This is a genomic window from Promicromonospora aerolata (assembly GCF_042682255.1).
GTDB classification, from domain to species: domain Bacteria; phylum Actinomycetota; class Actinomycetes; order Actinomycetales; family Cellulomonadaceae; genus Promicromonospora; species Promicromonospora aerolata.
The window spans coordinates 3,090,885-3,103,240 of sequence record NZ_JBHUHF010000001.1 but is presented as its reverse complement, the minus strand read 5'-3'; the positions used below and the strand labels follow the sequence as shown (position 1 = coordinate 3,103,240).

General features: G+C 67.0%; 13 protein-coding genes and 1 pseudogene. 10 read left to right on the top strand and 4 right to left on the bottom strand.

Annotation, left to right across the window (positions count from 1 at the left end):
- The first annotated feature begins 404 nt into the window (after window positions 1–404).
- The 4 genes from ACFSL2_RS13945 to ACFSL2_RS13930 all read left to right on the top strand — a co-directional run bounded on the left by ACFSL2_RS13945 (window position 405) and on the right by ACFSL2_RS13930 (window position 2,994).
- Window positions 405–827, top strand: a complete 423-nt coding sequence (locus ACFSL2_RS13945; protein ID WP_377198432.1) for a hypothetical protein — start codon at window positions 405–407, stop codon at window positions 825–827.
- A 65-nt stretch (window positions 828–892) separates the two neighbouring features.
- The gene (locus tag ACFSL2_RS13940; RefSeq protein ID WP_377198431.1) at window positions 893–1,858 is read left to right on the top strand and encodes an RHS repeat-associated core domain-containing protein; all 966 of its coding nucleotides are present in this window, start codon (window positions 893–895) and stop codon (window positions 1,856–1,858) included.
- Window positions 1,858–2,340 (top strand): hypothetical protein, encoded by a 483-nt coding sequence (locus ACFSL2_RS13935; RefSeq protein WP_377198430.1) that lies wholly within the window; start codon window positions 1,858–1,860, stop codon window positions 2,338–2,340. Before ACFSL2_RS13940 ends, ACFSL2_RS13935 begins: the two co-directional genes overlap by 1 nt.
- Window positions 2,341–2,601: 261 nt before the next feature.
- Complete coding sequence (locus tag ACFSL2_RS13930; RefSeq protein ID WP_377198429.1) at window positions 2,602–2,994, top strand: RHS repeat-associated core domain-containing protein; 393 nt, start codon at window positions 2,602–2,604, stop codon at window positions 2,992–2,994.
- A gap of 52 nt (window positions 2,995–3,046) precedes the next feature.
- On the opposite strand, the pseudogene ACFSL2_RS13925 reads toward ACFSL2_RS13930, so the two are convergent.
- From ACFSL2_RS13925 to ACFSL2_RS13915, 3 genes and pseudogenes are all read right to left on the bottom strand, one after another.
- Window positions 3,047–4,199, bottom strand: a pseudogene (locus ACFSL2_RS13925) (IS3 family transposase).
- Window positions 4,200–4,924: 725 nt separating this feature from the next.
- Window positions 4,925–5,902, bottom strand: a complete 978-nt coding sequence (locus ACFSL2_RS13920) for a MerR family transcriptional regulator (protein WP_377198428.1) — start codon at window positions 5,900–5,902, stop codon at window positions 4,925–4,927.
- Window positions 5,903–6,025: 123 nt separating this feature from the next.
- Entirely contained in the window at window positions 6,026–6,487 is a 462-nt protein-coding gene (locus tag ACFSL2_RS13915; protein ID WP_377198427.1) for an Lrp/AsnC family transcriptional regulator, read from the bottom strand.
- Between the two features lie 93 nt (window positions 6,488–6,580).
- Between ACFSL2_RS13915 and ACFSL2_RS13910 the strand changes: the two genes are divergently transcribed.
- A complete protein-coding gene (locus ACFSL2_RS13910; RefSeq protein ID WP_377198426.1) occupies window positions 6,581–7,072 on the top strand; it encodes an LLM class flavin-dependent oxidoreductase in 492 nt (163 codons plus the stop codon).
- Complete coding sequence (locus ACFSL2_RS13905) at window positions 7,069–7,527, top strand: nucleoside deaminase (RefSeq protein WP_377198425.1); 459 nt, start codon at window positions 7,069–7,071, stop codon at window positions 7,525–7,527. Before ACFSL2_RS13910 ends, ACFSL2_RS13905 begins: the two co-directional genes overlap by 4 nt.
- Window positions 7,528–7,535: 8 nt before the next feature.
- Here ACFSL2_RS13905 and ACFSL2_RS13900 read toward each other — a convergent pair whose 3' ends face one another.
- Window positions 7,536–9,035 carry an MFS transporter gene (locus tag ACFSL2_RS13900; RefSeq protein ID WP_377198424.1) on the bottom strand — a complete coding sequence of 500 codons (1,500 nt, stop codon included), beginning with the start codon at window positions 9,033–9,035 and terminating at the stop codon, window positions 7,536–7,538.
- Window positions 9,036–9,136: 101 nt separating this feature from the next.
- Here ACFSL2_RS13900 and ACFSL2_RS13895 point away from each other — a divergent pair, with 101 nt between their 5' ends.
- The 4 genes from ACFSL2_RS13895 to ACFSL2_RS13880 all read left to right on the top strand — a co-directional run bounded on the left by ACFSL2_RS13895 (window position 9,137) and on the right by ACFSL2_RS13880 (window position 12,355).
- Window positions 9,137–9,775: a TetR/AcrR family transcriptional regulator gene (locus tag ACFSL2_RS13895; RefSeq protein ID WP_377198423.1), complete on the top strand. Its 639-nt coding sequence runs from the start codon at window positions 9,137–9,139 to the stop codon at window positions 9,773–9,775.
- A gap of 4 nt (window positions 9,776–9,779) precedes the next feature.
- Window positions 9,780–10,523 (top strand): sulfite exporter TauE/SafE family protein, encoded by a 744-nt coding sequence (locus ACFSL2_RS13890; RefSeq protein WP_377198422.1) that lies wholly within the window; start codon window positions 9,780–9,782, stop codon window positions 10,521–10,523.
- 75 nt (window positions 10,524–10,598) lie between these two features.
- A complete protein-coding gene (locus ACFSL2_RS13885; RefSeq protein WP_377198421.1) occupies window positions 10,599–11,195 on the top strand; it encodes a TetR/AcrR family transcriptional regulator in 597 nt (198 codons plus the stop codon).
- On the top strand, window positions 11,192–12,355 hold the full coding sequence (locus ACFSL2_RS13880; protein ID WP_377198420.1) for an FAD-dependent monooxygenase: 1,164 nt from the start codon (window positions 11,192–11,194) through the stop codon (window positions 12,353–12,355). Before ACFSL2_RS13885 ends, ACFSL2_RS13880 begins: the two co-directional genes overlap by 4 nt.
- Window position 12,356: the final 1 nt, after the last annotated feature.

The window sequence follows — 12,356 nt, the reverse complement described above, 5'->3', positions numbered from 1 at the left end:
GATCGTGAGCGTGACGGAGGCTCCGGGTTCTGGAACGGGCAAGGATTGATTGCTCCTAGACTTTCTGTGCAGCCGGGCCGTGTTTGCCCTTTGGTGGCGCGTACGGGCGAACTTTTCTACGGTCTAGCAGGGGCTGGGCTTGGTGCAGCAGGCGCTTCCGGGCTCGGGTCGCTGCTTGGGACCCTGGGCGCGCCGGTTATCGGCACTGTGGTTGGAGGAGCAGGTGGACTTGCGGTCGGAGGCGTGGTCGGTGGGGTCCTCGGCCCAGGTCTCGGGGTTAGCGCAGCGCGAACTCAAAATGCGAACCTCGAGATCGCCTGGCGGCGGAGGGGGTGGCTCTGATGTGGCTCTTTACGTGGCCATTCCGGATCGTTGCTATCGCCGCGAGCCTCGTAGGAATCGGCGTGACACTGTATCTGATCGGTCTGATCATCTGGCGATCACTCGGGTATGGAAAACCTATTAACTTAAGCGTGGAGGCGAAGAAGTTTTGGGGAGATATGGATGAGGCCGCGGCATCCGTCCGGGCTGGAATCTATCTCGCTCTTGGTGGGCTCAACCTTTCCGTGGGTGCCTTACTGGTCGGTATTTTTGGGCGTTCCATTTTGCAGCGCGGCGGGTTCTTTGAATATTTTATATTCTCTTTTCTCGGGCTGATCCTATTGGCGTGGTCGGAGCGCCAGTTCGCATGGCCGGGGTTTCTCGTTCCGGCAGACGCCCGAGGCACTCGTGGACTTTTCCGTGCGCGCAGAGAAGAACGGCGTCGTGCACGCCGTGGCAATGGCGCGAACGGAGAATCAAGCCAGGGTGCACGACCAGATTCCTGAGTCCTGACCTGTATTCTTCAGGTGGCGGATAGCCCGGCTTATCGGGTTCGTCTGATTTGTTTGTTGTGGCCAACGTGGTGACGCGTCGGTACCTGGATCCGTTCGGGGCGGAGCGGGGTTCGGCGGCCGGGGTGGCGCCGGACGATGCTGGTGGGTCGGGCTGGGTCGGGGACCATGGGTTCCTGGACAAGCCGACTGATGCCACAGGGCTGACAGCTGTGGGTGCGAGGATGTATGACGCGGTCCTGGGGCGGTTCATCTCGGTGGACCCGATCATGGACCTGACTGATCCGCAGCAATGGAATGCGTACTCCTACTCGGGTAACAATCCGACCACGTACAGCGACCCCACGGGCTTGCGAGAGATATGCGAGACCGGCTGGACCTGCGACTACGGGGGCGATGGCGAAATTGTCGAGGCTGACCCTGTAAAAGAGCGCAAGAAGCCAATTGCGCCTCCAGTCGGTGGTCGGGACGAGGGATTCGAACCGTCGACTGAGCTTGAAGCACCTGGCATTCCCGAAGCTCAGGACGCTGTCGAAGAGGCAAAGGAACTGGCCGATGAGTATATCCCTGAAGACGTTAAACAGCAGACGGGTTGGCGTTGGGCCATTTGGGATGCGTGGCAGAATGCATCCAAGGACGCTGGACGGGGGCTCATGGCATTGAACATAGTCGGAGCCGCCATGGCATGGACCGAATACTGTGGCGAAGGCCTCGAGTGTCTCAGTTCGGAGCGGGGGTTCTGGCTCGCCACAGTGCAGGCTGGAAACGAGACAGCCATGGCGTACATCTACGGGTTTGCGGGCGCAGGATTAGGTGCGGGAACTGCAGCATTGGCAGGAGCGGCGCTCGGCTCTCTAGGATTTCCAGGACCTGGCACGATAGTTGGCGGAGCTGGGGGGCTTGCCTTCGGCGGTGCAATTGGTGGCGCTATCGGATCCGGCGTCGGAGTTTCTGCTGCGCGTATCCAGAACAAAAACTTGGAAGACGTCTGGTATGGCGGGCGATACAGGAAGGCGGCCAAGTAATGTGGGCGTTTACGTGGCCGTTCCGCATCGTCGTGATTGCGGTCAGTCTCGTTGGGATGGGCACGATGTTGTTCGCCCTGGGGGCGATGTCTTGGCGCGTGCTTGGGCATGGTCGCAGAATAGACATTAATGAAGAGGCGAAGAAATTCTGGGGAGACGTGGACGAGGCTGCCGCTTTTATTCGCTCCGCCCTTTATGTATTTCTTGGAGGACTGAACATCTCAGTAGGGGGACTGCTGGTAGGCATTTATGGCAGAGCCGGATTGTCGGAGATCGACTGGTATGTTGAATTTTTTCTATTCTCCACCCTCGCCTTGATAGTGCTGTGGTGGCTTGAGCGTGAACTCGCATGGCCCGGTCTGTTGGTTGTTCCCGAAATAAGAGGAACGCGGGGCCTATTCTTTGTGCGTCGAGAAAGACGCCGTCGTGCGCGAGGTGAAGACCGAGCGAGCGGTGAGCGAGACCCCGGAGCAGAGGCCTGAGGCCGATCGTGCGTGATCTTTGAGGCCGCCTAATGCCTAGTTTGTTTTGAGGACCAGAATGAGAAAGTCCTATTCGTGCGATGCGTTGGGCAACTGCAACTTTGTTGTGCTGCACCGACACCCAGCAGGTGCCGATGGTCGTGAAATAAGCAGTGCGTACAGCTATCCGCATCAGATGCTAGTTCAGGTGTGGGCACACGCGGTTTCGACGTGTGACGACGCCCTGCGGTGCGTCGCAGGCGCCGACGTTCATGTATTGCAATGTCGTTGATCTCGGATGTGCAGAACACAGCGGTGTTCCAGATCTCGAACGTGGCCAACGTGGTGACGCGTCGCTATCTGGATCCGTTCGGGGCGGAGCGGGGTTCGGCGGCCGGGGTGGCGCCGGACGATGCTGGTGGGTCGGGCTGGGTCGGGGACCATGGGTTCCTGGACAAGCCGACTGATGCCACAGGGCTGACAGCTGTGGGTGCGAGGATGTATGACGCGGTCCTGGGGCGGTTCATCTCGGTGGACCCGATCACGGACCTGACTGATCCGCAGCAATGGAATGCGTACTCCTACTCGGGTAACAATCCGACCACGTACAGCGACCCTACGGGCTTGCGAGAGATATGCGAGACGGGTTGGACCTGGGGACTGCTGCACGGATAGGTGACAGTGTGACCTGCCCTACGGTCTGGTTTCCACTGCCGGTGGTGAGTCGTCAGGCGGTAGCGGGTTGTGCTGGTGAGGCTAGCTCGTATTCGATGGGAGTCTTGTAGCCCAGGGCGGAGTGGCGGCGTTGGCGGTTGTGGAAGATTTCGACGTACTCGAAGATGGCGTTCGCGAGCTCGACTCGGGTCTTCCACTTGCGCCGGTTGAGCAACTCGATCTGCATCGAGGACCAGAAGCTCTCCATCATGGCGTTGTCGAGGCCGTCGCCCACGGTGCCGAACGAGGGTAGGAGTCCAGCGGTGCGGATCCGTTCACCGAAGGCCCAGGACGTGAACTGGACGCCGTGATCGGCATGGACCACGCCACCGGGCTCGGGCCGGCGGTTGCGAATGGCCATGTCGAGGGCGTTGACGACCAGCGTCGAGTCCTGCCGGGAGTCGATCGACCAGCCCACGATCCGGCGGCTGAAGGCGTCCAGAACAGCGGCGCAGTAGACCTTTCCTTCTCGGGTGGGGTGTTCGGTGATGTCGGTGACCCACAGCTCGTTGGGCCGCATCCGATGGAACTTGCGATTGACCAGGTCCTCGCTGTCGCGACGCCCTTGAGCCGTTTGACCCTCGCCGGCCCAGGAAGCCCGTAGATCCCGGCCTGCGTCATCAGCACGGACACGAGCCGGGAGCTGACCTGGATGGTCATCGCCATCGTCAGTTCGGCATGAACGCGGCGGTATCCGTAGGTGCCGCGGGAGGCGACGTGGATCTCACGGATGAGGCCGGTCAGCCACTGCCGACGCAGTTGCGTAGCCGACAGCGGGCGGCGCTTGTAGCGGTAGTAGCCCTGCCGAGAAACCCCCAGGGTCCGGCAGGCGACATCCACGGGCATCCCGGCATCGGCCAGTCGGTCGATCACCGGGTGAATCCTTTTGGGTGCGGCTTGTCCTGATCGAGGAACGTCGCTGCTTGCCGGACGATCGCCAGCTCGGTCTCCAGCTCGCGGATGCGTCTGCGAGCGGCACGGAGCTGGGGCGATTCCGACGTCGTGATCCCGGGCCGCTCCCCGCCGTCGATCCGATCCTGACGGACCCAGTTGTGAAGACAGCCGGCACTGATGCCGAGCATGTAGGCCGTCTGCTTGATCTGCTTGCCCGAACGGATCAGAGCGACAGCACGCGCCCGGAACTCGGGCGGGTAGGGACGAGGCATCCTCGAAGCCTTTCAGTCAGGCCTCGACACATCACCGAAACTGGAAACCAACCCGTAGGGCAGGTCAGTGTCACCTATCCGTGCAGCAGTCCCGTCAACCGTGGGTATGGCTCGTGGTGGTGTGGAGCGACGGGACGAAGGAGCGCTCGGTCGAGGACTACGCGCCGTGGACCTACGTGGCGGAGATGCGTGCGGGCTACTTCGAGTGGACGGATGGCTTCGGGAGGGTGAGGGACCGTAAGTACAGCCGTGCCGGCCGCTATGAGATCGAATGGCTTCCGCGAGACCGCGCCCTGGCGGAGGGAGAACGACTCGGAGTCAGCCTCAAAGATTTCTAGGTCGGCGGGGCGCGGCGGAGATGCGCAGCTTTCGGAGCGCGCGGCCCCCGTCGCGGGCACCCGGCGGCCGCGCCACGAAGCGGGCGCGCTTGATCTGGTAGAGGTCAACTCCACAATGGCTGCCTCATCGTCAGGCCGGATCGCGGAATGTGGCCTTGCCAGTCAGCGCAGGGGTAGCCGACCGGAGATCCGCGTGAGCCCTAGGAGCCATGGGTTGACGACGTGATAGCAGTCCGCAGATAGTCCGCAAGAGGTCCGTACCAGACTGTCCGGCCCCAACGCGGCCAACGGCCGGGAGCGTTGGAATTCCAACGCTCCCGGCCGTTGTCGCCCCTGCCAACCCACGTCATATGTCCGGACTGCGATCCACGAACTACCGCTGACGTCTCACCCGTTCGACGGGCGGTTGCCGGGAACACCGGTAACCGCCCCTTCGGCCTCCCAGGAGGCCGTCGAGAGCTCCCCGGCCAGCTGTATACAGCGCAGGCGGGCCGGGGAGAAGTCGTAGGGCATCTTTCCGGTGGCCTCGAATGCGCTCATTGTTCCTTGCTCCCTACCGGAGCTTCGGCCGGCCTCGTCCGCACCCTCATCAGCGGTAACGGGGTGCAAGGCGTCCCAGGAGTCGAAGAGTGCATCGTCCTCCTGCGCCAGGCCGGATTCCTCGATGACGGCTTCGAGCGTCTTCTCGAAGGCGTGCCGTTGGGCAGCCACCTGGGCCACGCGGGGGTCGTCCACCGCGACCGTGTCATCGAGTGCCTCCTCGGCGGCATCAACACGGTCGGACTGCTCCCGCAGATCCGGGTGGGTGGCCAGGGCGATGTAGCGAGTGGCGTTGACGGCCGCGCCGAGCGGGCCGAAGATCCGCTCGATGACCAGCATGTTGTCCAGGTCTGCCTGGCGGAGGGAACCCTCGGGCAGGCCCTTGAGGCGGCTCGTGACGAAGTCGGACAGCAGGCCCATCCTGCTGCCCTCGGTACGCATGCGCTGCACGGCAGTCCGCTGTCGCCGCAGCTCTGCTTCCTGGGCGACGAGGGTTTCCTCCACCCGTTCCAGGATGCCCGCGATGTCGTGGTCGCCGTCGGCACAGACAGAAGCCGTGTCGGCGAAGGCGGCACGGATATCGTCCAGGGCGATCCCGGCGTCGGCCATCTTGCGGATCCACAGCAGCCGGATCATGTCTTCGTAGCCGTAGCGGCGGCGGTCGTCACCGCCTCGCTCGGGCTCGGGCAGCAGACCGATCGCGTGGTAGTGCCGGATCGCCCGCGGTGTCGTGCCGACGAAGGCCGCCGCGTCACCGATCTTGACCTGGCGCGGCGGGATGAAGGACGAATACATGAGCGAGCCTTCCTCAGTGGGGCCGGACATGAGTCCACGGGATCACATGCCGCTACGGAAGATGCAACTCCAGGCACTCCGCCCGGCATCCATGCCAGGGGGGCCGCACAGCCTTCTCCGTGACGATCGACGCTCGATCCGTCTGTCCGGGCGCTACCTGGCCGGTGTGCTCGGCCGGGCAGGCCCACGGTAGGGCAGGGCCTGGCTGTAGACGACGCTCGTGGTGGTGCTGCCGAGGTCGGCAAGCTCGTCCATGAGCGACTCCAGATGTTCCATGGAGGCGGCTGCCACCTTGAGGGTGTAGCAGTCGTCGCCGGTGGTACGGAGGCACTCCAGGATCTCCTGCCGCTCGGCGAGCAGCGTGCGCAACGGCTGGTGGCGGTTGCCCGGGTACTTGAGCCGGACGACAGCGAGAACGGGGTACCCGACCATCGTCAGGTCGACTGCGGCGTGGTAACCGGTGATCACGCCCGACGACTCCAGGGTGCGCACCCGTTCTGTGGTTGCCGACGAGCTGAGGTTCACGCGCCGGCCCAGCTCGCTGAGCGAGATGCGAGCCTCGCGCTGGAGCTGCCCGATGATCGCCCAGTCGACGTCGTCAAGATTCATGGCCATATGGCAAATCTACCGGCAGAACGACGGTGAAAGACCGGATGTGCCCGGAGAATCTGCTTCAGACGGCCAGGGTTGCCGGACTAATCTCAACGCATGCAACTTGGCGTCAACGTACCGAATTTCGGGCCCGGGACCGACCCCGGTGTCCTGCGCGAATGGGCGCGGGTCACGGAGGGGCTCGGTTTCGACCTCCTGATGGTGTCCGACCACGTGGCGGTGACCCCCGACGTGGCCCAGCGGTACCCGGAACCGTTCTACGAGCCGTTCACCACGCTGTCCTGGCTGGCCGGACTCACCACACGGCTGCGCCTCGGCACGACCGTGCTGATCGTGCCCTACCGGCCTCCGCTGCTGGCGGCTCGGATGGCCACCAACCTCAACCAGCTCAGCGGTGGACGGCTGGTTCTCGGGGCGGGTGTCGGTACCGTCGAACAGGTGCTCGGCGATCTCGACGAGCTCCGGCAGCTCGGCGCGGAGACCGTCGTGCTCGACCCCTACCACGGAGACCCGGAGGAGACCCGGAGGCCGCAGACGGCCTGGCGGGCTCTCACCGCCGTAGCCACACTCTGGAGGAACCGATTGTGATCACACCCGCTGACGAGATCCTGCTGCGGCGCGCCATCGCCGTCGCGGCCCATGCGGTCGCCGTGGGCGACGCCCCGTACGGTTCCCTGCTGGCCGACTCCGACGGCACGGTCCTGGTGGAGGCCCACAACACGGTGCGGCGCGACAACGACATCGCCGCCCACCCGGAACTGAAGCTTGCCCGCTGGGCAGCCCGCGAGCTGGACCCCGACACCGCATCTCGTACCACCATGTACACGAGCTGCCAGCCCTGCACCATGTGTGCGGGCGGCCTGGTCCGGTCCGGCATCGGCCGCGTGGTCTACGCACTCGCCACCGAACAGCTCGTCGAGCTCAACCCGCAGTCGGGCGACTGGCCGGCGGTCGCCCATGACGGCCCAGCCCTGTTCGACGAGGCGAGCGAACCGGTCCTCGCCTACTACCGACCGGCTGCGGGCAGCGGCGCCGACGGCTGATCTGCGCCTCAGCCCACCGGCACCGGCTCCGCCGTGCGCTCGGAGGGCGCCGCCGGCGCGTGCGCGAGCGACAGGCCGTCGCCGCGCCGGCGGAACAGCAGTGCAGACAGCACCGCTCCGAGCGCGTAGAGCCCGGCGCCCCACCAGTACGCCGTCGAGTAGCCCGCGATCGCGGCCTCGGCGCCGACCGCCTCGGTCACGGGCGCGCTGGTCACGAGGTAGTCGGCCGCGGCGGTGGCGGCAAGGGTGTTGAGCAGCGCTGTGCCGATCGAGCCGCCGACCTGCTGGCTCGTGTTCACCATCGCCGAGGCGACACCGGCGAACTGCCGGTCGACGCCGAGCGTTGCGGTCTGCATCGACGCGGGCATGATCGTGCCCATCGCGAGGCCGATGACCATCAGCGGCAGCAGCACGTCCGGGGCGAACGAGCTGGAGGCGTCCAGGAACGTCAGGCCCACCATGCCGGAGGCACCGAGCGTCATGCCCACCGGCACCATGAGCTTGGGTCCGAACCGCGGCACGAACAGGTTGGTGCCCAGCTGGGCCGCGAGCACGAGCATCCCGATCATGGGCAGGAACGCGAGCCCCGTCTGGATCGGCGAGTACCCGAGCGTGAGCTGCAGGTAGTAGGTGACGAAGAGGAAGACGCCGAACATCCCGGCCCCTGCGATCAGCACCGAGACGTAGGCGGCGCCGCGGTTGCGGTCGAGGACTATCGAGAGCGGCAGCAGCGGGTGCGCGGCCCGCGTCTGCCAGGCGACGAACGCGGCCAGCAGCACGACGGCGCCGGTCAGCATGCCCCAGGTCTGGGGCGCGTCCCAGCCGCCGGTCTCGGCGTTCGAGAAGCCGTACACGAGGCCGAAGAGCGCGCCGGACACGAGCACGGTGCCCGGGACGTCCAGCTTCGGCCGGGGGCCGGTCTGCTGGGTGCGCGGGATGAGGACGAGGGCGCCAACGAGGGCCACCGCTGCGATGAAGACGTTGATGTAGAGGTTCCAGCGCCAGTCGAGCGACTCCGTCAGGACCCCGCCGAGGAGGAGGCCCACGGCGCCGCCCGCACCGGCGATCGCACCGAAGACGCCGAAGGCGCGGGCGCGCTCCTTCGGGATGGTGAAGGTCGTGGTCAGCACGGCGAGTGCGGTGGGGGCGAGCAGGGCACCGAACACGCCCTGCAGCGCGCGGGCGGCCACGAGCAGCTCGAACGAGCCGGCGGCGCCACCGAGGGCCGAGGCGATGGCGAACCCGACGAGGCCGATGACGAAGGTGCGCTTGCGGCCGATGAGGTCGGAGAGGCGCCCGCCGAGCAGCAGCAGGCTCGCGAAGGCCAGGGAGTAGGCGGTGATGACCCACTGGCGCTGCCCGTCCGAGAAGGCGAGGTCGGCCTGTGCCGACGGGAGCGCGATGTTCACCACGGTCGCGTCGAGCACGACCATGAGCTGGGCGAGCCCGACCACGACGAGCGTGATCCAGCGACGGCGGTCGGTCGCGGGCGTTGCGGTATCGGACATGCGCCCACCATATGCGGAACTGAGCAGTTCCGGATATGGCTGGTTCAATAATTAACCCGACGGTAAGGTCAGGGATGGACAGAGGGAGGAGAGCGACTGCGATGACGCAGACCGAGCAGACCGGGCAGGCCGAGCAGGCCGAGTCGAGACCGCGGCTCGGGCGTAAGCGGGACCACACCCGCGATCCCGAGATCCTGGACGCCGCGCTCGACGTGCTGGCGGAGACCGGCTACGACGGGATGACCATCGACCTCGTCGCGGCGCGCGCCAAGGCGGGCAAGGCGACCCTGTACCGCCGGTGGTCGTCCAAGGCGGACCTGGTGCTCGACGCCGTCGCGTGCATGAAGGGCAGCGACCTGGACCTCGACAGCCTGCCGGACACGGGGACGCTGCGCGGGGACCTGGTCGCCATGGTCAGGCCGCCGAGCATCCGCGACAGCGAGCGCAAGCTCAAGGTGATGACAGGGATCGTCTCCATGATCGCTCGCAACCCCGAGCTGGCCGCCGCCGCGCACGAGGCGCTGGTCGAGCCGCGTGCGGCCGTCAACCGCGTCTTCTTCCAGCGGGCGATCGACCGCGGAGAGGTCCGCGCGGACCTCGACGTCGAGAAGCTCTGCATGGTCGGCCCCGCGATGGTCGCGTACCGCTCGCTCATGCTGCGCATCCCTGTCGACCGCGAGTTCCTGATCGCCAACATCGACGAGATCATCCTGCCCGCCGCCGGGCTCCGCGCCGCCTGAGCCGATGGCTCTCGACGGCGGGCTCCTCCTCGCCGCCCTCTTCGGTCTGATCTTCGTCAGCGCCGTCCTGCAGTCCCTGTCCGGGTTCGGGTTCGCGCTGCTGAGCGCTCCCGTGCTCGCAGCGACCATCGGCGGGGCGGAGGCGGTGTCGACGATCATCATCACCGGCACCGTCTGTGACGTGGCGATCCTCGCGATGCGCCGCAGTGTGCCGCGCCCCGTCGCACGCGAGGTGTGGGCGCTTGCCGGGTGGTCGGTGCCGGGCATGCTGGTCGGCGCGTGGCTGCTGGCCGCGCTGCCCGCGACCGGCCTGCAGGTTTTCGTCGCCTGCGTGGTCATCGGCGCGGTGGTCCTGCGGCTGCGCTCGCGCGAACGTGGCGTCGTCGTGCGGCCTGCCTGGGCCGTGCCCGCCGGACTGCTCTCGGGGGCGTTGAGCACCTCGACGTCCCTGGGCGGCCCGCCGAGCGTCTACTACCTGGTGCACCGCGACCTGAAGCCGCAGGCCATGCGCGACACGCTCGTCACCGTCTCGCTGGTGCGGCTGCCGCTGAGCGTCGGGGCGCTGGTGGTCGCGGGGGCGTGGGAGACGTACGAGCACTGGCTTCCCCTCGTCGGCGCGGCACTGCTCGGGCAGCTCGCCGGCGCCCGGGCGTTCCACGCGTTCGGCAGCGCGCGGTACGAGCACGTGGTGCTCGGCCTGCTCGTCGTGTCAGCGCTCGTCTCGGTGGGCGCCCTGGTGGTCGGCTGACGGACGGCCTGTACATCGCCGCACGTCGGCGTTATATTTGGTCAGTCGTACAAGACGACTGACCAAGGAGTGTGGATGGCCGGCAGGACCAATGCTGAGCGGGGCCGGGACGTGCGCGCCCGTCTGCTGCAGGCCGCTCGGGACCTCATCAGCGAGGTCGGCTGGGGCGGGGTGAGCACCCGGGTGCTGGCCGAGCGTGCCGGCGTGCGCTACGGGCTGGTGCACTACCACTTCGAGTCGCTCCAGGCGCTGCTGCGCCAGGCCACGCTCGAGGCGATGGGTGCCATGCTCGACGGCACGGCGGCGCTCCTCACCGACGCCGCCGACCCGGCCGACGGCGTCGAGGCGATGTTGATGGAGCTCGACCGGTACGACGGCACTGACCCGGCGTCCCTCCTCTTCATCGAGGGCTACCTCGCCGCGACCCGGGACGCCGAGCTGCGCGAGCACATGGGCGCGATCATGATCCGCTTCCGGACCACCCTGGCGACCGCCCTGGCCGACGCGGGCCATCCCTCGGCGGACGAGGCCGCGAGCGTGGTCCTCGCCGTCTTCGACGGGTTCATCCTCCACAAGGGCCTCGACCCGGAGCTGTCGGGGGCACGGATCGCGCCGGTCCTGCGCGCGCTCACCGCCACCAGAACCACCGAACCGAACGGAGCGCAGCGATGAGAGCAGTGATCAGCGGCGCCGGCATCGCCGGCCTGGCCCTGGCCAACCGACTGCACCACCACGACTGGGACGTGCACGTCGTCGACCGGGCGCCCGGGCCGCGTGCCCAGGGCTACATGATCGACTTCTTCGGACCGGGGTTCGAGGCGGCGACCGCGATGGGTCTGCAGCCGCGGCTGCGCGAGCTCGCCAGCCCGGTCCAGGAGTTCAGCTACATCGACGGCCGTGGGCGCAAGACCGTGAGCGTCGACTACTCCCTCTTCGCGAAGGCGGTCGACGGCCAGATCGTCAGCATCATGCGGCCCGAGCTCGAGCGCCTGCTGCGCGAGTCGGTCGACGGTGCGGTCGATCTGCGCTACGGCACCACCGTCGACCGGGTCACCGACGACGTCGTCGAGCTCTCCGACGGCACGGTGCTCGACGCCGACCTCGTCGTGGGGGCCGACGGGGTCCACTCCGGTATCCGCTCGCTGGTCTTCGGTCCGGAGCGTGACGACCTGCGCTACCTCGGTATGCAGACTGCCGCGTTCGTGTTCACGGACCCCGAGGTGTTCGAGCAGGTCCATGGTTCGTTCGTGCTCACCGAGACGCTCAACCGCCAGATCGGCTTCTACGGGCTCGACGGCGGTCGCGTCGCGATCTTCACCGTGTTCCGTACCGACGATCCGGCGCTGCCCGAGGACCCGCGGGCGACCCTGCGCCGGACGTTCGCGGGCATGGGTGAACTGGCCGAACGCGCCCTGGCACAGTGCCCGCCGTCCGACGAGATCTACTACGACCAGGTCGCCCAGATCGACACGCCCCGCTGGACCGACGGGCGGGTGGCCCTGGTGGGCGACGCTGCCCACGCGGTCTCGCTCATCGCCGGCCAGGGCGCCTCGCTCGGCGTCGCGGGCGCGTACCTGCTGGCCGAGCGGCTCCAGGCGGCGTCGTCGGTGCCCGAGGGCCTTGCCGACTACGAGCAGCGCTGGCGGCCGGTCGTCGCCGGGGTCCAGCGGGCGGCACGCGACCGGGTCACCGAGTGGTTCGTGCCGACCAGGATGACCACGCTCATGCTGCGGCGGTGGGGGTTCCAGGTGATGAAGCTGCCCGGGCTCGACCGGATCCTGGTCGGCTCCCTCTTTCCCAAGGGGCGGTCCGTGGCCGAGCTGGGTGCGTGAC